Source organism: Armatimonadia bacterium (genome assembly GCA_039679385.1).
Lineage (GTDB): Bacteria > Armatimonadota > Zipacnadia > Zipacnadales > JABUFB01 > JAJFTQ01.
This window is the reverse complement of sequence record JBDKVB010000016.1, coordinates 67,977-91,797: the sequence shown is the minus strand read 5'-3', so window position 1 is coordinate 91,797 and position 23,821 is coordinate 67,977. Positions and strand designations below refer to the sequence as shown.

The window sequence follows — 23,821 nt, the reverse complement described above, 5'->3', positions numbered from 1 at the left end:
GCAGGGCAGGGGCTGAGGCCAAGGGCTCACTGCCCGATGCGGGCGTACAGCTCCTCGAGGGTCACGAGCCGGTAGCGCCTCATGCGCAGCTCATGGATGATCCGTGGGAGCGCCTGCAGGGTCGACGCGCTGCCGTCGTGGAGGGCTATGACGGCGAACTGGCGGTCTCCGCAGTTCTTGAGGACATCCTCCACGACCTTCGTGGGTGGTGGGTCCTCGTAGTCCTCGGACGCCGAGTTCCAGAGCACCAGCTTCATGCCCAGGGAAGCGGCGGCCTGTCGCAGAGCAGGACTCGCACGGCCGCCCGGAGGACGGAAGAACCTCGGATAGGTGCCGACGGCCGAGTCGATGACCACGTTGCAGCGGCTCATGTCGGCAGCCGCCGTCTGGGCGTCGAAGCGGTCCATCCGCTGGTGCTCGAAGGAGTGGTTGCCGAGGGTGTGGCCGTCTGCGACCGCCTGCTGCAGCCAGGCTTCCCCTCCCTGGCCCTTGTGGCCGATCACGAAGAAGGTGGCCCGGACGGCGCGAGTGCGCAGTATCTCCAGGAGTTGGTCGGCACTCCAGGTCATGGGGAAGTCGTCGAAGGTGAGCGCGGCATAGCGGGTCGGCGTCGGGTACTTCGGCCAGAGCTTACCGGCCGGCAACTCCGACAGAGCCTGGACTGCCGGCGTCTTTGCGGGAGCTGCAGGCTCTTTCGAGGTGGTCGCAGTCGGCGGGGTGTCGGCTGGTTCTACCGGGCGATCGCTGACTTCGTTGAAGGCCTGCGCGAGCGGGCCGGTCGGCGTCGAGACACTGGCGACCAGCGCCTCAGGCACAGCGGGATCCGCTGCCCTGGTCGGGCCGACGGGCGCTGTGGACTGTCCTCGGACGAGAGGTGCATCTATATGGGTGACGGAGCCGAGGGGCAGGTCGATCGCCATGGTCCAGGTCTCGTAGCCCTCGGCAAGGACGGCAATGCGATGGAGCCCCGCAGGCGCCAGCGCAAGATGTAGCGGCGTGTACCCGATCAGGCCCCCGTCCAGCATCACCCGGGCACCCGTGACGGGCGCGTCCACGGAGAGGCAACTGAGGGACGCATCGAGCGCATCCACAATCTCGCCGTCAGCGAGGAGCGGAGTCGCAGCGGTGATCAGGCAAATCAGGGCTATCAGGCGGGCGAGAGGCATGGGTGCGGTGAGTTTGATACAGGTCCTTTGGTTGATGCGTACAGCCTGGTCAATAGTATACAGCAGAATCGGCTCAGATAACACGTTTCGGCCAAAGTGTGGGGCGCGGGTCAACTCCCGCGCCCCTTCAGAGCGTGCAATCAAGCGGCCAGAGCAACAGGCCGGTTACTTGCCCAGGTTGGTGATCGGGGCCACGGAACCCTTCCAGTTGCGCCAGTTGGCCATGAGGGCCAGAGCGTAGTTGGTGGAGAGGGTCTTGTTATCGGGAGCCCAGGTCTTCCAGTTGGCCTCGGGGCGAGCGGCAAGCAGCGAAAGACCGCACAGGCGGTTGAACCAGAACATGCCCAACTGCTTGTTGGTCGCTCCGTAGGCGTCGGAGATGCGCTCATCCATAGTAACGAGTTCCTGGCGGACCAGGGCGCCGTCGGAGAGGGCCTCGACCATGATGGAGTAGTCGGCGTCCTCAGGGATTGGGGTGAGCAGCAGGTGGCCGATGCCGGTCATGCCGAAGCGGTCAGCGTAGAGGACGAGACGGTCACGGACGATGCCGGCACGGATGTTGGCCTCGCTGCCGACCTTGTCGACGCCGGGGAAGACCCAGAGCATGAAGGACGGACCGGTAGCAACCGGAGCGCTCTTGGCGTAGATCCCCCAGCCGAAGTCGGGGACTTTGACGACACTGAGGTGCTCTGCGGTGAACCCGTACTGGGCGAAGGACGGCACTGCAACAGCGAGGGCGAGGGTGAGGACGAGAAGCACGCGTTTCATCTGGTCTGAATTCCCTCCCAGGTGAGCTAGACCGAAGGCAAGTAAGTGGGCCGGTGTGTGAAGGACGGCTACGGCCTTGTGGGACAGAGAGGGCACCTGCGGCCGCCATCTGCCTGCGAACAGCGCGCCGGGGCCATGGAACGGGAAAGGGCCACACGTAATCCAGGACGCAACCGCAAGGACGCAGCACCGGCGGGAACCGTACCGATTCATTATAGGTACGCTCCTCTGGGGCTGTCAAGCGCGCGCCGTGCCTCTGCCGCGTGAGTCCGGGTTGCTGTGGAGAGCGGGTTATCGCGGCCCTGAAAGCTGCCGAAGGTTGCAGATGGACAAGAACCGGCCGGATAAGGAGGGTGGGGCTGACAGGGGCTCAGGGCCTGCCCGGGATGGCGGCGAGTGGGGTCTGGAGGGGCGCGTGGCGGCGGTTGACTTGCCTGCAAAGGGTGGATTATAATCCGCCCATAGGACCGAAAGCTCTGGACGCTCCCCGAGCTCAAAAGGCGTTGGTGGTGCACCCCCTTGCTAGCACGTATTGGGCGGCAGATCATCGCCTTCCTGGCGTTCTTTGGCGAGATCAGTCTGCTGCATCTAGAGACCATCCGTGGGATCCTGAGGGGCAAGACCGAGTACCGCACGACCGTGCACCAGATGGCGCATATCGGTGTGAACAGCCTGCCGATTGCGGCCGTCACGATGGTTCTGTCCGGCGCGGTGCTGGCCTACCACGGAGCGATTGAGACCAAGCAATGGGGCGTCGACGAGTATGCCGGCTGGTTCGTGGCAGAGATCATGTGCCGCGAACTGTCGCCGGTTCTTGTTGCCTTTGTGGTGGCGGCGCGAGCCGGTTCGGCGATGGCGGCCGAACTGGGCACGATGAAGGTTACTGAGCAGATCGATGCTCTGCGAGCCCTTGCGACCAGCCCGGTCGAATACCTGGTGATTCCCCGGTATATCGCCGGGCTCGTAATGGTGCCGGTACTGGTGTTTTTCGGCGACCTCATCGGCGTGCTTGGCGGCTACGCGATGGCGGCGGCCTCGCCGGCGATCAATGAGCGCAACTATTTCGCCTTCATCCCGGGGCATGTGGAGCCGGCGACGATACTGGGCGGCGTGGCAAAGGCTCTCGTCTTCGGGGTCATCATCGCGATCGTGGGTTGCCACCAGGGGCTGAAGTGCGGCATGGCCTCGGAGGAAGTGGGCAAGGCCACGACGCGTTCTGTCGTCTACTGTATTATGTTGGTGTACGTAGCGGACCTGCTCCTGGCGCCCCTGCTGTTTCACTAGCGGGCGCAGCTTCGCCGCGATGGGCAGTCGCAGCCTGCAGAATCGCGACGAGGGGCAGAGGTGAGGCCCTATGCCGGCTGAACTCGATGCGATCATCCAGGTGCGGAACCTGTGCTATGAAATCGGGGGACGGCAGATTCTGGAGGATCTCTCCTTTGAGGTGTACCGGGGCGAGACCTTCGGCGTGATGGGGATGTCGGGGTCGGGGAAGAGCACGCTGCTCAAGAACCTGATGGGACTTGTGCGGGCGACCAGCGGCGAGATTGTGATCGACGGTCAGCATATCACTGGATTGAGCGAAAGCGAGCTCATGAAGCCGCGCGCCAAGATGGGGATGTGCTTTCAGTACGCGGCGCTGTTTGACTCCATGACGGTTGGGGAGAACGTCGCCTTCGGGCTGCGGCGTCGGGGCGAGTTGACGGACGAGGAGATCGACACCAGAGTACGCGGCCTGCTGGGTGAGGTGGGGCTGGGCGAGAGCAGGGACAGGATGCCTGCGGAACTGTCCGGCGGGATGCGGAAGCGAGTGGGAATCGCCCGAGCTCTCGCGCTGGAACCCGCCCTTCTGCTCTACGATGAGCCCAGCGCAGGCCTGGACCCGATCACAGCGGCTGTGATCGATCGGCTGATCACGAAGCTCGGCGACCGGATGGGCGTCACCTCCGTAGTGGTGACACATGAGGTGGAGGAGCTCTTCTCGATCAGCGACCGAGTGATGATGATTCACGATCACCGGATCGTCGCGTGCGATACGCCCGAACGGATGAGGACGACAGGCAACCTCATCGTACAGCAGTTCGTTCGAGGCCAGGCCGAGGGGCCGATCCAGGTATGACCTCGCGAGTGGAGTGATCCCAGCTTGGTTGACGAAGCCAAAGTGGGGTTGATCTTTGTCGTCTTGCTGGTCGCGGCCTTCGTATCCCTGACCTATGTCACGGGGTACGTGGGCTGGTCGCATGGTCAGCATGTAGTGGCCCACTTCCGGAACGTTGAGGGGCTGGGTGAAGGGGCCAAGGTTCTGCTTGCCGGCAAAGAGATCGGCCGGGTGCTCAGTATAGAGCTGGCCACCGAGGAAGAGCTCAAGCAGTTCCCCGACCGTAGCGTTCTGGTGCACCTTCTCATCAACCGTGATGTTCAGCTCCTGGACACCGATGAGTTTCTGATTGCCCAGTCCGGAATGCTGGGCGACACAACCGTCATGGTGCGGCGCAAGACCCAGCAGGAGCGTGAGCTTGAGGCGCAGATGAGTAAGAAGCAGTTGAAGGCGCCTCAGCCCCTGGGAGCGCAGGCCCATGTGGCCGGCGAGAGGATTGCGGGGCTGACCGAGCTAACCGAGGATGGGCGGGTGGTTCTGCAGAACGTGAACGCGGCCATCGCGGACCTGCGATCTGTGTATGCGAGCTCGGAGGTGCGGGAGCGACTGCCGCTGATTCTGGCCAACGTGCAGGACGCTACGCGCAACGCTGCCGAGTTCACGCAGATGCTCGCGCGGGTCTCGGTGCAGAATGAGGCGCGAGTGGGGACCCTTGCCCGGGAAGTTGCCGCGGCGGCCACTGAGCTGAACCGAAGTGCAGCTCGGGTGCGGCAGATGGTCGTCGTCAGTGCTCCGGACGTAGAAGGGGCGACCTCGCGCGTAGCCCGGATGATTGACGCCAGCGCCGGCAATGTGGAGGCAGTAAGCGGGAGCCTTGCCCGGACCGGTGCACGTCTGGAGAAGATGGTTGACAGCGGCGCCGGGGACGTGGAGACTTCGGCGCGACTGGTACGCGAAACGATGGAGAAGTCCTCTGGGAACATCCAGGAGACGGCTTCCCACCTGGCGAAGACTTCGGCGATGGTGGAGGACGTGACGCGCAGTGCCGGTGCCGATCTCACGGCGACGGCCCAGCGGGTCCGTGAGCTGGTAGAGAAGTCGTCAGTCAACGTCGAGCAGGCAGCGGCCCAGGTGGAGAAGGCGACGACGTCGCTGGCCACCCTGGTTGCCGACAGCGGCAAGGACCTGAGCGCCAGCACCCAGCGGGTCAACGCAATGGTCCAGAAGGCCGCGACGGACCTTGAGACCAGCAGCGCGAACCTGGCGGCGCTATCCGGGAACATGAACCGTGATCTGTCGGCGGCGGCGGGACGGGCTCAGGGGCTCATTGAGAAGTCCTCGACCGACGTCGAGAAGGTCACCGGCCGGATCGCGACGATGGTGGAGAGCAGCGCCTCCGACATCGAGCAGACGACGCGGCGCATCCACGACCTGCTGGCGCTGTCGCCTCTGCCCAACGATCTGGCAGCCTCCGGGGCGCACATTCGCGAGGCGACGACCAACATCGAAGAGATCACGAAGACGCTCCGCGGCACGCTGGCGGATCCGGTTCTGAATGGGCAGATCAAGTCGACGGTAGCGAACCTGGAGAAGGCCAGCGAGAATCTCGCAGCAACGGCGGAGCAGGCCAGCGGTCTGATGAAGGACGGTCGTCAGGTGCTGGCGACGACCTCGAGCCACATCAACGACGAGCAGATGTGGAGCGATGTCAGGGCTACGATGGGCAAGCTGCGCAGCACCATGGATGACCTGTCGGTGATGAGTTCCCATGGGCGGAAGGTGCTGACAGACCCGGGGGTGACCGAGGACCTTACGGCGAGTGTACACAACGTGCGGAAGCTGACGGAGTCCGGGATTGAAGTGGTGGCGAAGGCGGACAAGAGCCTGACGCGGGTCGACCAGACCATGAACAAGGTGACCGGCGTCTTCCGGAGTCTGCAGCCCGACGCTGTGGGCGGGTATCTGAGCCTGGAGGGGTCACAGCACAACGCGCTGCGGTCGGACCTCATGGCCGACCTGTACTATGGGAGTGCGCTGGACAGCTTCTGGCGGGTCGGTGTTCGGGACATCGGGGACAGTGAGACCTTTGTGTTGCAGCGTGGCTTCCCCTTCCTTGGGGAGGGGACCCTGCGGCTGGGAGTACTGGGGAGCAAGCTGGGACTGGGGTTTGACTACCCGCTGACCCGGCGGCTGTGGTGGGAGACCGACCTGTGGAACCCCAACGACCTGCGGCTGGATCTACGGGGTCTGTGGCGGCTGAACGATAGTGTGGACCTGAGCTTTGGAGTGAACGAGGCCTTCGGCGGTAACGACGCCTTCGTGGGCCTTCGGAAACGGATCGGTGGAGTCGGAGCAGCGCGGCAAGCCGCTCCGGCAACCGTAACCCCCAAGGGTGGGAGCGCGGCCAAGCCGTAAGGGCGGCGCACGTCGGCGGGGGCCAACACGCGACACCAGTAAACATCGCTGGGCGGGGCCGTCAGGTGACGGCTGACCTGGCAGGACGGCACCTCAGGAGGAAAGGTAATGCGAGTCATTTTGCTGGACGATGTCGATCGGGTCGGACATGAGGGGGACATTCTCAGTGTGGCAGACGGTCATGCCCGCAACCTGCTGATCCCGAAGCGCCTGGCTGTCCCTGCGACGAAGGGTGCTTTGAAAGAGCTTGAGCGACGCCGCAGCGCGATCACTGCGCGTGAGACGGACAAGCGCGTGAAGGCGCAGGCTCGTGCGGAGGAGCTCAGCCAGATGTCCGTGGTCGTGGAGGCGCGTGCCGGTCAGGGGACGCGGCTGCACGGTCAGGTCACGCCGAACATGATCGCTGAGGCCGTCAAGACGCAACTGAAGATCGAGCTCGACCGGCGCGACATCGACATCACCGAGCCAATCCGCGAGCTGGGCGACTACCTCATCAGCGCAAAGCTGTACAAGGATGTCGCGGCACAGCTTCCGGTGAAGGTCGTTCGCGAGGGTGGCGAGGAGGAGCCTGAGGCACCGGTTGCCGAGGCCGCCGCGGCACCTGCTGAGACGCAGGAAGAGGCGCCCGCGGAGGCCGCTGAGGAAGCTCCCGAGGCGACCGAAGCGTAGGTAAGGGGCGTGCGGCACGGCCAGTACGCGCCCCGGCCTGTGGGCTGGCTCTCCCTGTGTTGAGGTCGGCGAGAACTGCGGCGGCAGGCGACTGCCGCCGCGACTGGCTTATACCGAGGAAGGCTCACCTTGGCTGGAAAACGCTCCTACCGTAAGGCCGAACCCAGTGAACTCGCGGACCGTACCCCGCCTCAGGACCTTGAGGCGGAGCAGGCGACTCTGGGCTCCATGTTGGTGGAGTCCGGAGCCACTTCGCGTGCCATGGGACTGGTCCGTGAGGAAGACTTCTACCGCGAGGCGCACCGGCTCATCTTCCGGGCGATGCTCGATGTGCACACCCGCAATGAGCCCGTGGACATCGTCACGGTAGCGGCTGAGCTGCGCCGCGAAGGTCGACTGGAGAATGTCGGCGGCGGTGAGTACCTGACTGCACTCATCAGTGAGGTGCCCACTGCCGCCCATGTTCAGCGCTACGCCCAGATCGTGGCGGAGAAGTCGGTGCTGCGGCAGATGATCCGTGCCGGCGCTGATATCCAGGGGTTGGGGTTTGAGAACCCCGAGGATGTCGGCTCGGTGCTGGACAAGGCCGAGCAGGCGATCTTCGAGATCGCCCAGCGGCGCGTCAGTAGCGACTTCACGCACATCGGGCCGGCGGTGTTCGAGACCTTTGACAAGCTGGACCGCAAGTGCAATGACCCCGACTTTTTCACCGGGGTGCCCACAGGCCTCAAGGACTTCGACGAACTGACCTCGGGCCTGCAGCCCGGTGATCTCGTCATCGTCGCCGGTCGTCCCTCCATGGGTAAGACGTCACTGGCCGTAGCGAACTTCGCCCTCCACGCCGCAGTCAATAACCAGACGGGGGTCGGCATTTTCAGCCTGGAAATGTCCAAGTCGCAGCTCGCGGAGATGCTGCTGTGTGCGCGAGCACGAGTCAACTCCCACAGCCTGCGGCGGGGCTATGCGACCCAGGACGACTGGGGCAAGATCGCCTACGCCCTGAAGGACCTGCCCAGTTCGCCCATCTTCATCGACGACACGCCGGCGATCCCCATCCTCGAGCTGCGTTCGAAGGCCCGGCGTCTGAAGGCGCAGCAGGACATCGGGCTCATCATCGTGGACTACCTGCAGTTGGCTTCGACCGGCGACAGACGCAGCGAGAGCCGGTACGAAGAGGTCTCCGCGGTCGCCCGGGCGCTGAAGGCGCTGGCACGTGAGCTGAACGTGCCGGTGATAGCGCTGTCCCAGCTCAGCCGCATGGTGGAGCGACGCGAGGACAAACGGCCGATCCTGTCCGACCTGGCAGAAAGCGGCGCCATCGAGGCAGAGGCCGACCTCGTCTGCTTCCTCTACCGGCCCGGCTATTACAAGCGCAAGGAAGAGATCGAAAAAGGGTCGCAGGGCAGTCAGCAGACCGATCGCTCGGCGCTGGACGAACCGGGCGAGGCCGAGATCATCGTCGCCAAGCACCGCAACGGTCCGGTTGGCACCGTCAACGTAGTCTTCCTGCCCAAGTTCCGCGTGTTCGACAATCTGGCGTTCCATCGCGAGGGGTAGTCAGGCTCATGAGAATTCTGCTGATCGGCTCCGGCGGCCGCGAACATACGCTGATGTGGAAGCTGGCACAAAGCCCACAGGTGGAGGAGATCATCTGCGCTCCCGGCAATCCGGGCATTGGTGAGTATGCGCGGTGCGTGCCGGCGGAGGTCGAGGACGTGGCCGGTCTCGTCGCGCTGGCTGAGGCTGAGAAGCCCGACCTCGTGGTGGTGGGCCCTGAGCGCCCGCTGATTCTCGGCGTTACGGATGCCTTGCGCGAGCGAGGATTCGCTGTGTACGGTCCCACGAAGGCAGCCGCCCGTCTCGAGGGCAGCAAGGCCTTTACGGACGAGATCCTGCAGCGTCACGGCATCTCGAAGAAGGAGTTCGCGGTCTTTGACGATGCGGCCGCGGCGAAGGACTATGTGGCTTTGAAGGGTGCGCCGATCGTCATCAAGGCGGACGGCGACGCCTTCGGTAAGGGCGTGAAAGTGGCGAGCAGCGTTGAGGAAGCCCAGGACTTTATCGACCGCTGCATCGTACAGAAGGAGTTCGGCGCCTCTGGAGCGCGGGTTGTGGTGGAGGAATGCCTCCTTGGCCCGGAGTGCTCGGTGATCGCCTTCACCGACGGGAAGACTGTCGTGCCCATGGTGCCGTCGCAGGACCACAAGCGCATCGGCGAGGGCGATACGGGCGACAACACCGGCGGAATGGGCTGCTACTCGCCGGTCCCTGCGGTGGATGACTCGCTGCTGAACACCTGCCTGGAGCAGTTCCTGCGGCCGACGGTGAAGGCCATGGCTGCCGAGAACTGCCCCTACACCGGGACCCTCTACGGCGGAATCATCCTGCCCGATTCCGGTCCCGAGATCCTCGAGTACAACTGCCGATTCGGCGACCCCGAGACCCAGGTCATCCTCCCACGCCTCAAGAGCGATCTGGCAGAGATACTGATGGCGACGGCCCAGGGGAGACTTGCCGAGGTGCAGGTCGAGTGGAGCGACGAGGTGTGCGTGTGCGTCGTCGTCGCCTCGGGCGGGTACCCGGGCAAGTACGAGAAGGGCAAGGTCATCACGGGGATCGACGCGGCTGAGCAGGACCCGAAGGTTACCGTGTTCCATGCGGGCACTGCGATGAAGGATGGGCAGCTTGTGACGAGCGGCGGTCGGGTTCTCGGCGTGACTGCGCTGGGCAGCGACTACCGCGACGCCCTCGACCGCTGCTACGAGGCGATCAAGAAGATCCACTTCGACGGCATGTACTACCGGCGGGACATCGCCTGGCGGGCCCTGGCCTAGCTCTTCAGCTCACGGCACAGACGTCAGGCTGGTAGGAACCCTCGGGAGACCAAGAACGATGGCTGAGACGAAACCCCTGGTCGGCGTGGTGATGGGGAGCGCTTCGGACCTTGAGCAGGTGCAGGGCTGTCTGGACGCGCTCAAGGAGCTGGCAGTGCCCTACGAGGTCACCGTGGCCTCGGCACACCGCACGCCGGACCGGGCGAGTGAATATGCGAAGACAGCGGCGGAGCGAGGCCTGAAGGTCATCATCGCTGCTGCAGGCTGGGCCGCACACCTTCCGGGTGTGTTGGCAGCCTATACCACGCTGCCGATCATTGGACTGCCCCTTGGCGGGTCACCCTTGGGTGGCAAGGACGCGCTGTACGCGATGGTCCAGATGCCCCCGGGCATACCGGTAGCGACGGTGGGAATCAACACAGGCCGGAATGCGGGGATTCTGGCGGCGCAGATACTGGCTTTGAGCGACGAGGCCCTGGCGGAACGGCTCGTTGGGATGCGACAGAAGATGGCCGCGAAGGTGATTGCGGCCGCCGAGAAGTTGGGCGCCGGCGAATAGCCCGCTGCCCGAACCCCTGGTCGACTGCGAGGTCGGCACCCAAGCGGAGTTGGTGATCCCATGTCATGCCCCGGTGGTTGCGAGGGGCCCAAGTTCTGCCCGCACGAGCGCACATGGCGCGACGCCTGCGGGGTGTTCGGAGTCTGGGGGCCTGGTGAAGACGTCGCTCGCCTGACCTTCTTCGGTCTGTACGCGCTCCAGCACCGGGGGCAGGAGAGTGCCGGCATCGCCGTCGGCGACGGCCACGAGCTCAGGATGCACGTCGGGCTGGGGCTGGCCTCCCAGGTCTTCGACGAGGAGATCATCAGCCACCTCCAGGGTCATGTTGCCGTCGGTCATGTGCGGTACTCCACCACCGGCGGGAATGTGCTGGCCAACGCGCAACCGATGAGAGGCGAGCACAAGACCGGCCCCTTCGCCCTGGCCCATAACGGCAATCTGACCAACACAGTGGAGCTGCGCCGGGAGATGGAACGGCAGGGAGTGGAGTTCCACGGCAGCAGCGACACAGAAGTCATTACGAAGCTGATCTCACGCTCCTCGGCCGACACGCTGGAAGGTGCCGTTGCTGAGGCCATGCAGCAGATGGAGGGCGCTTACTCGCTCACGATCTGCTCGGCCAACCGGCTGCTGGCAACGCGCGATCCCTACGGGGTGCGCCCACTGTGCATCGGCCGCACCGACGGGCTATGGATACTCGCCTCGGAGACCTGCGCGTTGAACACCCTGAGCGCGGACTATGTTCGCGAAGTCCAGCCCGGCGAGATCGTCACCATCAGCGACGACGGCCTGGACAGCATGCAGGCCGTGGAGTCCGAGCGCAACGCCTGCTGCATCTTTGAGTTCATCTACTTCGCCAGGCCGGACAGCCACATCTACGGGCGCAGCGTCTACATGGCAAGGCTGCGAATGGGACACATGCTCGCGCAGCAAGCGCCGGCCGATGCCGACCTGGTAGTCGGTGTTCCAGAGAGCGCGATCCCGCACGCCATGGGCTTCGCCCAGGTCGCCGGCATTCCCTACGGCGAGGGCTTCATCAAGAACCGATACATCCACCGTACCTTTATCATGCCGGACCAGCGCCTGCGCGAGGCCGGTGTCAAGATGAAGCTGACGCCCCTGCGCGAGGCCGTTGCGGGCAAACGCCTGGTCGTTGTGGATGACTCCATCGTCCGAGGCACCACCACCGGACCGGAGATCGCCCTGCTGCGCGAGGCCGGTGCCCGCGAGATCCACCTGCGCATCAGTTGCCCTCCCATTCGCTACCCCTGCTTCTATGGCATTGATACCTCCACGCGCAGTCACCTGATCGCCTCGCGGCTGTCGGTCGAGCAGATTCGGCAGCACGTGGGAGCCGACTCGCTGGAGTATCTGGACATGAAGAACCTCATCCGGGCGGTCGGTCTGCCGAAGCTGAACTTCTGCACCGCCTGTTTCGATGAGCGATACCCGATTCCGGTTCCCAAGGACGTCCGAGTGGCCAAGTTCGACCTGGAAGAGCAGAAGGTCGAGGCCTAGACGCGGCTCCGCGGGAGTAGCGAACTGGCGGGAGAGGATTCCGGCATGGGTAGGAGAGATGACATGACAGACGGGCTGACCTACAGGCAGGCCGGCGTGGACATCGACGCGCAGGACAAGGCTGCGTCACTGTTTGCCGCCGCGGTGCGCGATACCTACACCGACGGTGTGCTGACCGGGCTGTCGGATTTCGGCGGCATGTTCGCGCTTGGACAGGGCTTCCGTGATCCAGTGCTGGTGGCCGGGACGGACAGCGTGGGCACGAAGCTTATGATCGCCTTCGCCATGGACAAACATGACACCATCGGCCAGGACGCTGTGGCGATGTGCGTCGACGATATCATCTGCCAGGGCGCCAGGCCGCTGTTCTTCCTGGACTACGTCGGCAGCGCCCTTCGCGACCCGGAACAGACGGCAGCGATCGTCAAAGGCGTTGCGGCGGCCTGCAAGGTCTGTGGCTGCGCGCTTCTGGGCGGCGAGATGGCGGAGTTGCCCGGCCTGTACAAGGCCGGTGAGTACGACCTGGTCGGGTTTGCTGTTGGTGTCGTGGAGCGCGACCAAATCATCGACGGTTCGGCGGTCGCCGCGGGCGATGTGATCCTCGGGTTGGCCTCCTCCGGCCTGCATAGCAACGGTTACTCGCTGGCCCGGAAGGCGCTACTGGAGGTCGGTGGCCTGGCTCTGGATCAGCGAGTGGAGGAACTGGGACGCACGGTCGGGGAAGAGATGCTGGAGCCGACGCGCTTGTATGCACCGGCCATCGTGGGTCTGCTTCAGGCGGGTGTGCGGCCGCACGCCATCGTCCACATCACCGGCGGCGGATTGCCCGACAACACCCGGCGCTGCATCCCGGAGGGCCTTTGCGCAGAGATCCGGAAGGACAGCTATCCGATCCCGCCGGTGTTCGGGCTCATCCAGCGGACGGCGAAGGTTGCCGAGACCGAGATGTACCGGACCTTCAACATGGGGATCGGGATGGTACTGGTCTGCGGAGCCGGTGAGGTCGAGGCCATCAGGTCCGAGTTGGCGAAGCTGAGGGAGAAGGTCTACGAGATCGGTTCCGTCGTGGCAGGGCAGGAACGCGTGCGGCTGGTCTGACGTTGAGTGTGACGGCTCCTCTCGCCCTGACCGAACGCCCCTGGGGCGTTGCTTGCAGTATCCGAAGACGTCCCGAGGGGGCGTCCGTTTTCAGTCTACGGAGGGTTTCTGATGGCAGTCACCTACACAAAGAGGTACGAGAAGGAAGACGCGCCGCGCATCGGGGTCGTCATGAACTCGATCGGCGCGTTCTACGAGGAAGGCAAGCAACTCGGCGAACAGGCCTTCATCAAGCTCCTGGACGAGTGCAAAGAGAAGGGCATCATCGCTGCCGACTCGATCATCTACCCGGGCCGTGTCTTCGGGGCCCACGATGCCTGGAAGATCGTTGACGAGTTCTCGGGTGCGAAGCTGGACGCCATCGTCATCTTCAACTCGGCCTTCCCCTGCGGCCACCTGCTCCCGGTCATTTCCCAGGCTCCGCATCTGCGGAATCTGCCGATCATCCTCGCCGCCTACGAGGAGCCGAACGAGCCGCTTGGCCTGCACGACTGGGCGACCAACGCCGTCTGCGGCAACGACATGAACATGCACGATGCGCTGTACATGAAGCGCTATGTGCGGTACCTCGCCGGTGCGCCGGGCTCCGAGGCCTTCGACAACGAATTCGCGATGCTGATGAACGTGTATCGCGTCGTGCGCAAGCTGTCTCGGGTCTACCTGGGGCGCTTCGGCGACGGTCCCGGCGGGTTCCACTCCGCCACAGGCGATCAGCTCCTCTTCGCCCGCATCTTCGGCCTGATCGTGGAGACCGTTGACCTGCTGCGCGTGTACCGGGTGTATCAGGATATGGCCACCGAGGGCACCGCCGGCAAGGCCTCCTTCACCGAGGAGGACGTGCAGAAGACGGTTGCGGAGTTCAAGGCCGGGCGTATCAACCTGGTCAAGGACGACGAGATGCTGTACCGCGTCGCCCGCTTCTACCATGCGCTGATTGCCATCTGCAAGGCCGAGGGCTTCAACGTTGCGAGCCTGCGCTGCTGGCCGGAGATCAGCGAGCCGCCTCTGCAGGTCGCCGGTTGCCTCGCCATCGGCTGGGCGACTGCCAAGCGTGACGTCGACGCCTTCGCTTGCGAAGGTGACTGGCCGGGCGCCGTCGCGCAGGCCATCGCCGGCTGGCTCAGCGGGAAGCCGGCAGCCTTCGTCGACTTCGTGGACTGGACCGCCAAGCGCGACATCGTGAAGCTGGCGCACTGTGGCATCGGTCTCTGCGGCTACATGGCTCCGAACGATCCCAAAGTCATGGCCCAGATCGAGCGCGAGGGCGGCGTGTCGGAGGAGCTGCGCGCCAAGATCCTTGCCGGTGAGGTCGTCGTGAACGACGGCCTCGACACCCACAGCCACATGCACGACCTGGCCGGGCGGCACATCGGTCAGCTCATGTACGGTCCGAAGACCGGCGTCGACCTCGTCCAGACCCCGGAGGGCGGCCTGCAGATGCTCGCCTTCAGTGGCGAGAGCTCCGAGGAGACCAACCAGGGCGTCCTGTACTGCGCCTGCGACATGCGGGTCAAGAACTACCAGAAGCTCGACGAGATCAAGCGGACCCGCGGGTTCTCGCACCACCTGATCGCGGCACTGGACAACATCGTTCCCGAGCTTCGCGACCTGTGCGCCTTCTACGGCATCGACTTCGTCACGCCGGACGACTAAGAGCACAGTCCCGCAGCTCGAGATAGGCGAGGCCGGCACTCGGTGCCCAGGATCGACTGGCCGCAGCAGCCGAACAGGATTCGGGAGGCGTGGCTGAGACATCACGCAGAGCTTCCGGCATTCCTGTCGGAGCTGACCTCGCTTGCCCCTACACCAAACATGACAGCGCAGGAAGCACGAGCCTTCCTGCGCTGTTTCTATGCCGCAAGGGACCTGGACCGCGCCGAGCGTGACCTTGCCGAGGGCGGGCCCATGACCGAGAGCTTCGCAGCCAGTGCGCTGAAGAAGCGCCTTGGCGAGTTGGAGCGGCACGTCCTGGCCCTCGAGCAGACCCTCCAAGGACGGCGGAAAGCTGCAGGCAACCCGGAACGGCCCGAGGGCTGAGCATGTTCTTCTTCCTGTCCAAGACGCTGAGCATCGTCATCTACCCACTCACGCTGGCGCTGCTTCTGTTGCTGGTTTCGGGGCTGGTTCGTCGCCGACGCAGGGAGCGAGCCGGGCGCTGGCCCTTCTGGCTGGGGCTGGCGGTCCTGTATGCCTTCAGCCTCAAGCCGGTCAGCGATTCGATGCTGCGGCCGCTGGAGAAGCCTTACGAGAACCCGACGGTGCCCGCGAACCTCGACGCAATTGTGGTGCTCGGGGGCGCAGCGAATCTGGAACGCAGCACCATGCAGCATCTGGAGCTGAACCATGGCGCCGATCGGTTCGTGGAGGGCGTGACCCTGGCCCGACAGTTGCCGGATGCCAAGTTGGTCTTCTCCGGCGGCAGTGGGCTGCTGGCCGACCAGACGCGGCGCGAAGCGCCCTTCCTCGCAGCAGCGGCGGTGCGCCTCGGCATACCGGCCGAGAGGATTCTGGTGGAGGCGGAGTCGCGCAACACCTACGAGAACGCGGTGGACACCAAGCGGCTCCTGGCCGAGAAGAAGCTGCATCGCTTTCTGCTCGTCACCTCGGCCTTCCACATGAGGCGTTCTCTGGCCTGTTTCCATGAGGTGGGTCTGGAGCCGATCCCCTACGCGGTGGACTTCCGCTCACGTACGGGTGGCTACGGCTGGCAGGCTGCTTTGCCCGATGTTTCCAACCTGGCGGATTCGAGCCTGGTCATTAAGGAGTACGTGGGGCTGTGGGTGTATCGGCTGAAGGGCTATGGGGGATAGGCACGCCGCATACCGAGGGAGTGGCTTTTCGTGGCCAAGGCAATGATCTTCGATGTGGACGGGGTCGTCGCGGACACCGAGGCGCTCAATGCCCGGGCGAGCGTGATGATGTTTGCGGAGCTGTACGGGGTGCAGGTGCAGGCCTCCGACTTCGCGCGCTTCGTCGGCACCGGCGATGAGCGTTACGTGGAGGGTGTGGCGGAGCAGTACGGCGTCACCATCGACACGGCGGCGGCCGTCCAGCGGCGGAAGGACAACTTCTTTCGTCTACTGGCGAACGAGCCTCTGCCGGCAATGCCCGGCGTCCTCGAACTCGTGCAGGCCGCTCGTGACGACTTGGAATGGCGCGTGGCCATCGCCACCTCGGGCAACAAGGACAAGCAGTTCCCGGTCATCACCGGCACCGGGCTTTGCCTCGACTGGTTCGACGCGGTGATCACCGGCGACGACGTCACCCGCAAGAAGCCCGATCCGCAGATCTATCTGGTGACCGCGGAGCGCCTTGGGGTCGAGCCCGCGAAGTGTGTGGTCTTTGAGGATGCCCCGGCCGGGGTCACGGCGGCAAAGACAGCCGGGATGAAGTGCGTCGCGGTGACAAGCTCCGTGAGCCGAGACCAGCTAACCCAGGCCGACGTGATCGTCGATAGCCTGGCGCAGGTCAGCCTGGAGGCCTTGACCGACCTGCTGACGCGGTAGCGGTCTGCGGGGGAGCCAACTCAGACGCGCGCGACCAGTCGCCGGTACAGAGCAGGGAACGTCAACCGGTGGTCGCCTCGGAAGTAGAAGCTCTCGCCGCCGTCTTGGACGGTGCGGACGAGAATCGTCTTCCAGGGCCTGAAGTAGTAGTGGGGATTCGACTTGGGGGGCTGCTCGCGGAAGTCCGGTCCGAGATCGGCGAGGTCGAAGACGGCGGTGGCGAAGTGAGCGATCTGTCGCCCCTCCTGCCGCGCCACGTTCCGGGCCATGCTGAGCGCCTTGAGGTAGACTTCCGGCCCCATCACAGCGGTGCCGAAGTTGAGCATCGCCCCGCCCTCGAGACGGGTGATCGTGTCGGTGATGGTCAGGAAGTCGCGGTAGGAGGCCAGACCGGTCGCGGCGCCATCGAAGTTCGGGTGCTCGTGGATGATGTCGCTGCCGATGCCCACGTGGACCGTGACCGGGACCCCAAGTTCGTAGGCCTGGGCCAGAAGACTGACCTCGCGGTGTGGGAACTCTCGCTCCACGATCATCTTGCCGACCGCCTCGCCGAACCCCAGTCCCTCCCCGGCGCCCTCGTTGACCGCGTCGTTGATCCAGCCGGTCTCCCTCCACAGCCCAAACTCGCCGGTGCGGATGTAGCGGGCCACGCTCTCCGTGGTTGCCCCGATGAGCGCGAACTCGAAGTCGTGGATCACGCAGGCGCCGTTCACACCGACGTGGGTGAGCAGACCACGCTTCATCAGGTCGATGATGAAGCGGGAGTTCCCCTGCCGGATCACATGCGCGCCGAGCATGAGCAGCACTTCGGCGCCCTTACTGCGACCGGCCACGATGCGGTCGGCCAGCACCTCGAGCTCGGGATGATTGTAGGGCTCGACCTCTGCATCGAGGTCCATGATCACAGACAGATCGAGGTCGTTCTCACGCTCGGCAAGGGGCCTGAGGAGGAGCCTGCTGCGGTCGAACTGGGCGCGCGGCACATGTATCCTTCCCATCGTCAGAGGCACGAAAGCCGGCCGCCTCGAGCAAAGAGGACGGCCGGCTCTTTGACTCACGGAGTGTTCGCTATTCGGCGAAGAGGTACCGCAGGAGCTTGTCGTACTCGCGGAAGTCCGGGATGATCAGATCAGCGCCGGCGTCAATGAGACGGTTGCGCTTCCACTCGTCGATGCCCTCGCGCTTGGCCTCGTCGGTGGCGACACCGATGGCGATGCCCCCGGCGTCCTTGCAGTTCTCGATCTCCACATAGCCGTCGCCGAAGGTCAAGAATTCGCTGCCGTGCAGGTTGTTCTCACGGATTAGCTTCTCGATCAGGATGGCTTTGGAGAAGTTCTTGAAGTCATCCAGTGCGCCGTAGATGCGGTCGCCGAAGAACTCGTTGACCCCAAGGCAGGTGGCCTCATCGACCACATAGGGGTGGTCGGTGCCGCTGGCGACGTACAGGTTTACGCTGCGATCGTACAGCGCTCGCACCATGTCGAGGGCACCCGGAACGGACATCTCCACCGGTGTCAGTCGCCCGGCCTTGAGCCCGGCGACGCGGTCCTTGATCTGCTCCCACAGCAGGTCGAGGTACTGGCGCTTGTACTCGAGCGGGTCAAGTGGCGTGCCGCCTCGCTTCTCAATCTCTTCGGCCAGCGCCATCGTCTGGTAGATGGTCTGCTTCCCGGTGAGCCGCGTGACGAACTCCTTAACGGTCATGTGGATGTCGTCGCAGCTCTCGCCCGTGTTCAGCCCCATGAGGATATCCACCATCATGGGGATCATGACCTCTTGCCAGCCCTGCCGGATCAGCGAGATCGTGCCGTCGAAGTCGAACAGCGCGAAGCGGACGCGACCGCGTTCGATGTCCTCGTTGATGACCTCGATATAGTCGGCGCCCTCCAGCATCCGCCCGCGCGGGTAGTCCTTGAGTTCCATGGCTGCCTCCGAGTATCGTGACGATCCCGTACTACCTAAGTCTGACAGCCATTATAGCAGAAATCCTCAAAGGGCCGGGACGCCCAGAGAGGAATCCTTCGCCGAGACAGGAAAAGGCCCCCGTCAGACAGTCAGGGAGGATGCCATGTACGGCACGCAGCTAAGGACGCTCGCCGGCTACTGGGACAACGCGGCCGCGAAGTTCCCGAACAGCCCCGCAGCAATCTACGAAGGCGCAACCTACAGCTACCGGGACCTTGATCTGCAGATCGCGCACATCGCCGGGTACTTGCGCCAGGTCTGCGGAGTGCAGCCGGGCGACCGGGTGGCCATCGCGATGCCCAACTGCCTGGAGTGCATCACCCTCTACTGGGCGACCTTGCGTCTCGGGGCGATTGCGGCACCGGTGAACATCCGTCTGCGGGACGAAGAGCTGGCCTTCGTCATCCGCAACCTCGCGCCGAGGGTCGTCGCCGTCCATGATGACACGCCGACGCCGGTGCTCGATGCGGTCGCCAAGTACGACGGCTCTCCGAAGGTCCTCCGTGTCGGCTCCGGTGTCCGAAGTGGCGAGGCGCATTTCGAGGAGGCGGTGACCTACCAGGAGTCGGTGCAGACCTTCGACGAGATCGCGGAGACGGACATCGCCGTGATCCTGCACACCTCCGGCACCACGGGCGAACCCAAGGGCGCCATCATGACTCATGAGGCGCTGCGCTTCAACGTGATGAACGCGATCTTCGCACAGTCCTTCCGCCATGAGGATATCCACCTGCTGGTGATCCCCTTCTTCGCACCCACGGCCTCCTACAGTCTCCTGGCCAGTTCGGCCTACCTGGGTAGCTGCATCTGCATCGCTCCGCGGCCCGAGGTGGGGGAGATCCTCGACCTCCTCCAGACGCATCGCTGCACCACCTTCATCGGCGTGCCGACGCTCTTCCATCTGGTCACCAGCGACCCGCGATTGGCGGAACACGATCTGTCCAGCCTGCGCCTGATCGCGTACTCGGGCTCACCGATGCCGGTGCGGACGATCCAGCGACTGCGGGCCCTCTATCCGTACGTCAGCCTGCACAATTTCTTCGGCCTGACCGAGACGATTTCCATGACGCACGTCTTGCCCAGCATCAACGCCGCCGACCGGCCGGACTCGATCGGTAAGCCGCTGCCGGAGATCTACACGCGGATCATCGACGAGGGGGGCAAGGACGTTAGGCCTGGTGAGGTCGGAGAGCTGTGCTTCCATCGTGCAAACATCATACCGGGGTACTGGAACCGCGAAGGGTTGGTTGAGGAGTCCATCGTCGACGGGTGGTTCCGAACGGGGGACTGGGCGAGGGTGGACGAGCAGGGGTTCTTCTACGTGCAGGGGCGCAAGAAGGACATGATCATCGTGGCGGGGCAGAATGTCTACGCGCTCGAGGTCGAGAAGATCATCTACACCCACGAGAAGGTGCGGGACGCTGCGGTGATCGGGGTTCCTGCCACCGGTGCCCGTGCAGCCCTGGGTGAACTGGTGAAGGCCGTCGTCGTGCCCCAACCCGGCGAGAAGCTGGGAGAGCTCGATATCAAGCGACACTGTGCCCAGCACCTGCCCAGCTACAAGGTTCCCCAGATCGTGGAGTTCCGCGACGAACTGCCTCGCAATGCGACAGGGAAGGTACTCAAACGCGACCTGTAGCCCAGTGCCCTGGTCCTGCCCTCGCACCCGAAAACACGAGGGCCTTGCGGATGGACCCCAGTTATGCTAACATGCGTAGTTCCGGTAACCCGGACTCCAGCCTAACGAGCCCTGGTTGCGGCACAGACAGGCTCGCGGCGCCATGGCGGCCGTGCGCCCCGGTCCAACTCCGGGGTCTGTTGCGGATAGCCCGACAGCCGCGAGATGTCACCGTGCGTTCGCCTTCAGTGGAGTTTCCCGATCAGCATTGAGCATGTGAGGTTGACCAATGAAGCAGACCTACCAGCCGAAAGTGCGCAAGCATGCGCGAACACACGGGTTCCGTGCCCGGATGGCCACCAAGGGAGGACGTCGCGTCCTCGCCGACCGCCGCCGCAAGGGTCGCATGCGGTTGTCTGCCTGAGCAACGACGGTCTGATTGCCTTGGGATCCCTGGAGACACTCCGACGACGACGGGACATCGACGAGCTCTTCCGGAACGGCTATCGCCGTCGCGGTCGCTGGCTCTCGATCGTGGCCGTACACCGTCCCACGGGAGCACGCCGAGTCTTGCTGGTGACCAGCAGGAAAGTGGGCGGGGCCGTGGTGCGCAATCGGGTCAGGAGGCGTATGCGCGAAGCCTTCCGTGGGCTGCGTGGCCGCCTCCCGGAGCACGCCGACATTGCCCTCCTTGCCAGCCCGATAGCGTCGCAGGCCTCCTTCAGCGAGCTCGCGTCCGAGATGGAGGCACTGATGCGCCGGGCAGGTCTCCTTGGGGGGCAAGGATAGCCCATGCGCGGACCGGATGCCTTGCGACGCGTGTCTCGGCGGTTTGCTGTCGGACTCATACGCCTCTATCAGCGCACGCTCTCGCGATTCCTGCCGCCGACCTGTCGGTTCCAGCCTTCCTGTTCCAACTACATGGCTGAGGCTATCGAGCGCTATGGCCTGCTGCGAGGGGGATGGATGGGGTTCCGCCGCATCCTGCGCTGCAACCCGTTCTGTCCAGGTGGGTACGATCCCATCCCGCCTGCCCCTGGCGATGAGGCAGCGAACGGGGACTCTGCCCAATCCAACACATCCAAGATGATGGGCTGAGGGAGTAAATGGAGAAAAGAACACCGCGCGCCACTGGCTCCTGGCTGGTGGCGTCGTTTGTATTGTCTGCAACCTTCGCGCTTTGCGCCTTCGCCGCGGCAGCGCCCATGCAGTCCCAGCATGGGCTCCCCTCGGCTCTCGTCATCACGGCCAAGCCCGGACCTGACGGGACGCTCTCCAAGGACGAACTGCAGGGCCAGATCAAGCCGCTGCAGGACATGGCGCAGTGGGCCCGTGACCACCAGCCCAAACTGGGCTTCTGGGAACGCCTCCTTGGCTCGCCCAGTGCGGCGAAGTCGGTCCCCCTGGACGATCTGGCGAAGCTCGCCGGTAGCCTCAAAGGCCAGATGGTGGTCGTCGAGGGCCTCTACGAGCACTCCGACGAAGCTGTCGCCGTGCTTCAGACAGACCGCAGCCGATGCCTCGTGGACTTGGCCGAAGGCACCCAGCCGGAAGGCTTTCCAGGCAAGGACATCTACGGTCTCCCTGCGGCTGTCCAGGGCACGGTCGAGATGCGTGGTACGACCCCAGTCGTCCGCGCCAATCAGATCCGCCCCAGCGCCGGTATCGCACTGATTCGTGTCGCCCGCATCTACGAGCTCCTTGGCGACAACAAGAAGGCGATGACGGCCTACTCGGAGGCCGAGGCAGCGACCCGCACCTCGCAAGGTAACCTCGGCGCCTTCGCCCGCGTCAGTGCCGCTCGCCTTGCCTATGATGCTCGTGATAAGGTCGAGGCAGGCAAGTACTACAACATGGCCTGGAACACCTACATCACGAACGTGCCGCCGGGAAGCCGCACCTATGCAGTCTGGATGCCCGATAGCAAGCAAGAAGCCTGGGACCGGTTGCCCGTGCGTGAGGCCATCGGCGATACCCTCGACAGGCTCAACGCGGAGAACTTCTGGTACCGCTTCGTCGATCTCTTTGTCACGCTCTGCGGGCGCAACCCGGCTCTGGGCGTCCTGCTTCTCTCTCTCGTGGTCCGCCTCATCATCTGGCCACTGACCAAGAAGCAGCTACAGTCCGCCGAGGCCATGAAGAGACTTCAGCCCCAGATGAAGGAGCTCCAGGCCCGCTACGCCGATGACAAGGAGAAGTTCCAGCAGGAGTTCTGGAAGCTGTGTCAGGCCAACGGCGTGAACCCGCTCGGGGGCTGTCTGCCGCTGATCGTCCAGATGCCCATCCTGATCCTTATCTACAAGGGCATCCGCCTCTACATCGTCCAGTTCGACCGCGCGTCCTTCCTGTGGGTGCCCAATCTCGGCGGTCCCGACATGATCCTGCTGGTCGCCTACACCATCAGCATGATCCTCTTCCAGAAGATGACCAGCAAGACCACGCCCCAGGCGGCCATGGACCCACAGCAGGAACAGCAGCAGAAGATGATGATGTACATGATGCCGCTGATGTTCTTCTTCATGTTCAAAACCTTCCCGGCGGCCTTCATCCTCTACTGGCTCGGCACCAACGTCATCTACTTCGCGCAGCAGTGGAACTACAGCCGTGTCATGGCCCACACTGAGACTACTCCGGCAGCGCCGGCCCGGTCTGGGGGTCTCGTCAGCCGCATGGCACAGCTTCTGTCGGGCGAGCCAACCAAGACTCTGGAAGACACTGAAGAGAAGCTGGCCGCCGACAACCTTGATCGCCGTAGCATGGAAGATATCCGTCGCGATCGCAAGAAGGACACCCATCCCAAACGCAACAAGAAGCGCTGACCCGTGCCGTCGGATGCGGCGAGGCTGAGAAGGGAGTACGTATCCATGAAGTCAGTGGAAGTGGCCGGCAAAACCCTTGAGGAGGCCCGAGCGACTGCTGCTCGCGAGTTGGGTGTCAGCGAAGATCAGCTCACCGTCGAGGTCCTGGACGAACCCCGGGGCATTCTCGGACGACTCGGAACCCACGAATACCGCATCAGGGCCTCTGTAGCCGACACGGAAGCAACAACCTCCGAACCCTCTTGTGGGGACGAGCCGGTCTGCTCCGACGACTCCACGCCTGAAGCTGACGACGAGCTGCAGCCCTCAGCGGACGCCGCGGCCGTTGGTGTCGAGACCCTCAACCATGTCCTGTCGCTCATGGGAATCGACGCAGAGGCCATCGTTACCCACCAGAACAGCGACGAAGTCGGTCTTGAGATCCGGGGCGCCGACGTTGGGCACACCATCGGCCACCATGGCGCCGCACTCGACGCTCTCCAACTCGTGCTCGCGATCATCGTGAACCGTGGCACCGACCATGCCGTCCGCATCGTCTTGGATGCCGAGGGTTACCGCGAACGCCGCAAGCAGATGCTGGAGAAGATGGCTCACACGCACGCTGCAAAGGCCAAGGAAGCCGGCAAGGAGATCGTCGTCACCGACCTCAAGCCCTATGAGCGCCGCATCGTGCACCTGGCCCTCAAGGATGATCCCGACGTTGAGACCTACTCCGAGGGCGAGGGAGACGACCGCCATCTGGTCATCTCACCCCGGGTCTGAGGCCCGAGCACTGAGTCACGCTAACG

Annotated in this window: 22 protein-coding genes; 18 read left to right on the top strand and 4 right to left on the bottom strand. The window is 64.3% G+C overall.

The features are described from left to right. Positions 1–26 precede the first annotated feature (26 nt). Both ABFE16_01475 and ABFE16_01470 read right to left on the bottom strand, forming a co-directional pair. The gene (locus ABFE16_01475) at positions 27–1,166 is read right to left on the bottom strand and encodes a polysaccharide deacetylase family protein (protein MEN6343938.1); all 1,140 of its coding nucleotides are present in this window, start codon (positions 1,164–1,166) and stop codon (positions 27–29) included. 165 nt (positions 1,167–1,331) lie between these two features. Next, positions 1,332–1,934 (bottom strand): hypothetical protein, encoded by a 603-nt coding sequence (locus ABFE16_01470; protein ID MEN6343937.1) that lies wholly within the window; start codon positions 1,932–1,934, stop codon positions 1,332–1,334. A 519-nt stretch (positions 1,935–2,453) separates the two neighbouring features. On the opposite strand from ABFE16_01470, the gene ABFE16_01465 reads away from it, so the two are divergent. The 13 genes from ABFE16_01465 (at position 2,454) to ABFE16_01405 (ending at position 16,631) form a co-directional block, all read left to right on the top strand. Next, positions 2,454–3,218: an ABC transporter permease gene (locus ABFE16_01465; protein ID MEN6343936.1), complete on the top strand. Its 765-nt coding sequence runs from the start codon at positions 2,454–2,456 to the stop codon at positions 3,216–3,218. A 70-nt stretch (positions 3,219–3,288) separates the two neighbouring features. Further along, complete coding sequence (locus ABFE16_01460) at positions 3,289–4,053, top strand: ATP-binding cassette domain-containing protein (GenBank protein ID MEN6343935.1); 765 nt, start codon at positions 3,289–3,291, stop codon at positions 4,051–4,053. Positions 4,054–4,077: 24 nt separating this feature from the next. Next, positions 4,078–6,447 (top strand): MlaD family protein, encoded by a 2,370-nt coding sequence (locus ABFE16_01455; GenBank protein ID MEN6343934.1) that lies wholly within the window; start codon positions 4,078–4,080, stop codon positions 6,445–6,447. Positions 6,448–6,555: 108 nt separating this feature from the next. Then, positions 6,556–7,116 (top strand): 50S ribosomal protein L9, encoded by a 561-nt coding sequence (gene rplI / locus ABFE16_01450; protein ID MEN6343933.1) that lies wholly within the window; start codon positions 6,556–6,558, stop codon positions 7,114–7,116. Positions 7,117–7,245: 129 nt separating this feature from the next. Continuing rightward, positions 7,246–8,673 carry a replicative DNA helicase gene (gene dnaB, locus ABFE16_01445; GenBank protein MEN6343932.1) on the top strand — a complete coding sequence of 476 codons (1,428 nt, stop codon included), beginning with the start codon at positions 7,246–7,248 and terminating at the stop codon, positions 8,671–8,673. Between the two features lie 8 nt (positions 8,674–8,681). Next, on the top strand, positions 8,682–9,950 hold the full coding sequence (gene purD, locus ABFE16_01440; GenBank protein ID MEN6343931.1) for a phosphoribosylamine--glycine ligase: 1,269 nt from the start codon (positions 8,682–8,684) through the stop codon (positions 9,948–9,950). A 58-nt stretch (positions 9,951–10,008) separates the two neighbouring features. Beyond that, positions 10,009–10,509, top strand: coding sequence for a 5-(carboxyamino)imidazole ribonucleotide mutase (gene purE, locus ABFE16_01435; GenBank protein MEN6343930.1), 501 nt, complete (start codon positions 10,009–10,011; stop codon positions 10,507–10,509). Positions 10,510–10,569: 60 nt separating this feature from the next. Beyond that, positions 10,570–12,027, top strand: coding sequence for an amidophosphoribosyltransferase (purF, locus tag ABFE16_01430; protein ID MEN6343929.1), 1,458 nt, complete (start codon positions 10,570–10,572; stop codon positions 12,025–12,027). A 63-nt stretch (positions 12,028–12,090) separates the two neighbouring features. Continuing rightward, positions 12,091–13,125 carry a phosphoribosylformylglycinamidine cyclo-ligase gene (purM, locus tag ABFE16_01425; GenBank protein MEN6343928.1) on the top strand — a complete coding sequence of 345 codons (1,035 nt, stop codon included), beginning with the start codon at positions 12,091–12,093 and terminating at the stop codon, positions 13,123–13,125. A 111-nt stretch (positions 13,126–13,236) separates the two neighbouring features. Continuing rightward, positions 13,237–14,778, top strand: coding sequence for a hypothetical protein (locus tag ABFE16_01420; protein ID MEN6343927.1), 1,542 nt, complete (start codon positions 13,237–13,239; stop codon positions 14,776–14,778). A 252-nt stretch (positions 14,779–15,030) separates the two neighbouring features. Further along, the gene (locus ABFE16_01415; GenBank protein ID MEN6343926.1) at positions 15,031–15,162 is read left to right on the top strand and encodes a hypothetical protein; all 132 of its coding nucleotides are present in this window, start codon (positions 15,031–15,033) and stop codon (positions 15,160–15,162) included. 2 nt (positions 15,163–15,164) lie between these two features. Next, entirely contained in the window at positions 15,165–15,935 is a 771-nt protein-coding gene (locus tag ABFE16_01410; GenBank protein ID MEN6343925.1) for a YdcF family protein, read from the top strand. Between the two features lie 30 nt (positions 15,936–15,965). After that, complete coding sequence (locus tag ABFE16_01405; protein ID MEN6343924.1) at positions 15,966–16,631, top strand: HAD family phosphatase; 666 nt, start codon at positions 15,966–15,968, stop codon at positions 16,629–16,631. Between the two features lie 20 nt (positions 16,632–16,651). On the opposite strand, the gene ABFE16_01400 is transcribed toward ABFE16_01405, so the two are convergent. Further along, positions 16,652–17,614, bottom strand: coding sequence for a hypothetical protein (locus tag ABFE16_01400; GenBank protein MEN6343923.1), 963 nt, complete (start codon positions 17,612–17,614; stop codon positions 16,652–16,654). An 85-nt stretch (positions 17,615–17,699) separates the two neighbouring features. Next, complete coding sequence (locus ABFE16_01395; protein ID MEN6343922.1) at positions 17,700–18,554, bottom strand: HAD family hydrolase; 855 nt, start codon at positions 18,552–18,554, stop codon at positions 17,700–17,702. Positions 18,555–18,699: 145 nt separating this feature from the next. Here ABFE16_01395 and ABFE16_01390 point away from each other — a divergent pair, with 145 nt between their 5' ends. The 5 genes from ABFE16_01390 to jag all read left to right on the top strand — a co-directional run bounded on the left by ABFE16_01390 (position 18,700) and on the right by jag (position 23,795). Further along, entirely contained in the window at positions 18,700–20,235 is a 1,536-nt protein-coding gene (locus tag ABFE16_01390) for an AMP-binding protein (protein MEN6343921.1), read from the top strand. A 268-nt stretch (positions 20,236–20,503) separates the two neighbouring features. Beyond that, positions 20,504–20,638: a 50S ribosomal protein L34 gene (gene rpmH / locus ABFE16_01385; protein MEN6343920.1), complete on the top strand. Its 135-nt coding sequence runs from the start codon at positions 20,504–20,506 to the stop codon at positions 20,636–20,638. A 368-nt stretch (positions 20,639–21,006) separates the two neighbouring features. Further along, positions 21,007–21,312 (top strand): membrane protein insertion efficiency factor YidD, encoded by a 306-nt coding sequence (yidD, locus tag ABFE16_01380; GenBank protein ID MEN6343919.1) that lies wholly within the window; start codon positions 21,007–21,009, stop codon positions 21,310–21,312. A gap of 62 nt (positions 21,313–21,374) precedes the next feature. After that, complete coding sequence (locus ABFE16_01375; protein ID MEN6343918.1) at positions 21,375–23,033, top strand: YidC/Oxa1 family membrane protein insertase; 1,659 nt, start codon at positions 21,375–21,377, stop codon at positions 23,031–23,033. Between the two features lie 45 nt (positions 23,034–23,078). After that, entirely contained in the window at positions 23,079–23,795 is a 717-nt protein-coding gene (jag, locus tag ABFE16_01370) for an RNA-binding cell elongation regulator Jag/EloR (GenBank protein ID MEN6343917.1), read from the top strand. The last annotated feature ends 26 nt before the right edge of the window (positions 23,796–23,821 follow it).

Coding starts and splice junctions, on each gene's coding strand:
- ABFE16_01395 (MEN6343922.1), bottom strand. CDS start 18,554: ATGGAACTCAAGGACTACCCGCGCGGGCGGATGCTGGAGGGCGCCGAC.
- purD (MEN6343931.1), top strand. CDS start 8,682: ATGAGAATTCTGCTGATCGGCTCCGGCGGCCGCGAACATACGCTGATG.
- ABFE16_01410 (MEN6343925.1), top strand. CDS start 15,165: ATGTTCTTCTTCCTGTCCAAGACGCTGAGCATCGTCATCTACCCACTC.
- yidD (MEN6343919.1), top strand. CDS start 21,007: ATGCGCGGACCGGATGCCTTGCGACGCGTGTCTCGGCGGTTTGCTGTC.
- rpmH (MEN6343920.1), top strand. CDS start 20,504: ATGAAGCAGACCTACCAGCCGAAAGTGCGCAAGCATGCGCGAACACAC.
- ABFE16_01460 (MEN6343935.1), top strand. CDS start 3,289: ATGCCGGCTGAACTCGATGCGATCATCCAGGTGCGGAACCTGTGCTAT.
- purF (MEN6343929.1), top strand. CDS start 10,570: ATGTCATGCCCCGGTGGTTGCGAGGGGCCCAAGTTCTGCCCGCACGAG.
- ABFE16_01475 (MEN6343938.1), bottom strand. CDS start 1,166: ATGCCTCTCGCCCGCCTGATAGCCCTGATTTGCCTGATCACCGCTGCG.
- purM (MEN6343928.1), top strand. CDS start 12,091: ATGACAGACGGGCTGACCTACAGGCAGGCCGGCGTGGACATCGACGCG.
- jag (MEN6343917.1), top strand. CDS start 23,079: ATGAAGTCAGTGGAAGTGGCCGGCAAAACCCTTGAGGAGGCCCGAGCG.
- purE (MEN6343930.1), top strand. CDS start 10,009: ATGGCTGAGACGAAACCCCTGGTCGGCGTGGTGATGGGGAGCGCTTCG.
- ABFE16_01470 (MEN6343937.1), bottom strand. CDS start 1,934: ATGAAACGCGTGCTTCTCGTCCTCACCCTCGCCCTCGCTGTTGCAGTG.
- ABFE16_01390 (MEN6343921.1), top strand. CDS start 18,700: ATGTACGGCACGCAGCTAAGGACGCTCGCCGGCTACTGGGACAACGCG.
- ABFE16_01420 (MEN6343927.1), top strand. CDS start 13,237: ATGGCAGTCACCTACACAAAGAGGTACGAGAAGGAAGACGCGCCGCGC.
- rplI (MEN6343933.1), top strand. CDS start 6,556: ATGCGAGTCATTTTGCTGGACGATGTCGATCGGGTCGGACATGAGGGG.
- ABFE16_01415 (MEN6343926.1), top strand. CDS start 15,031: ATGACCGAGAGCTTCGCAGCCAGTGCGCTGAAGAAGCGCCTTGGCGAG.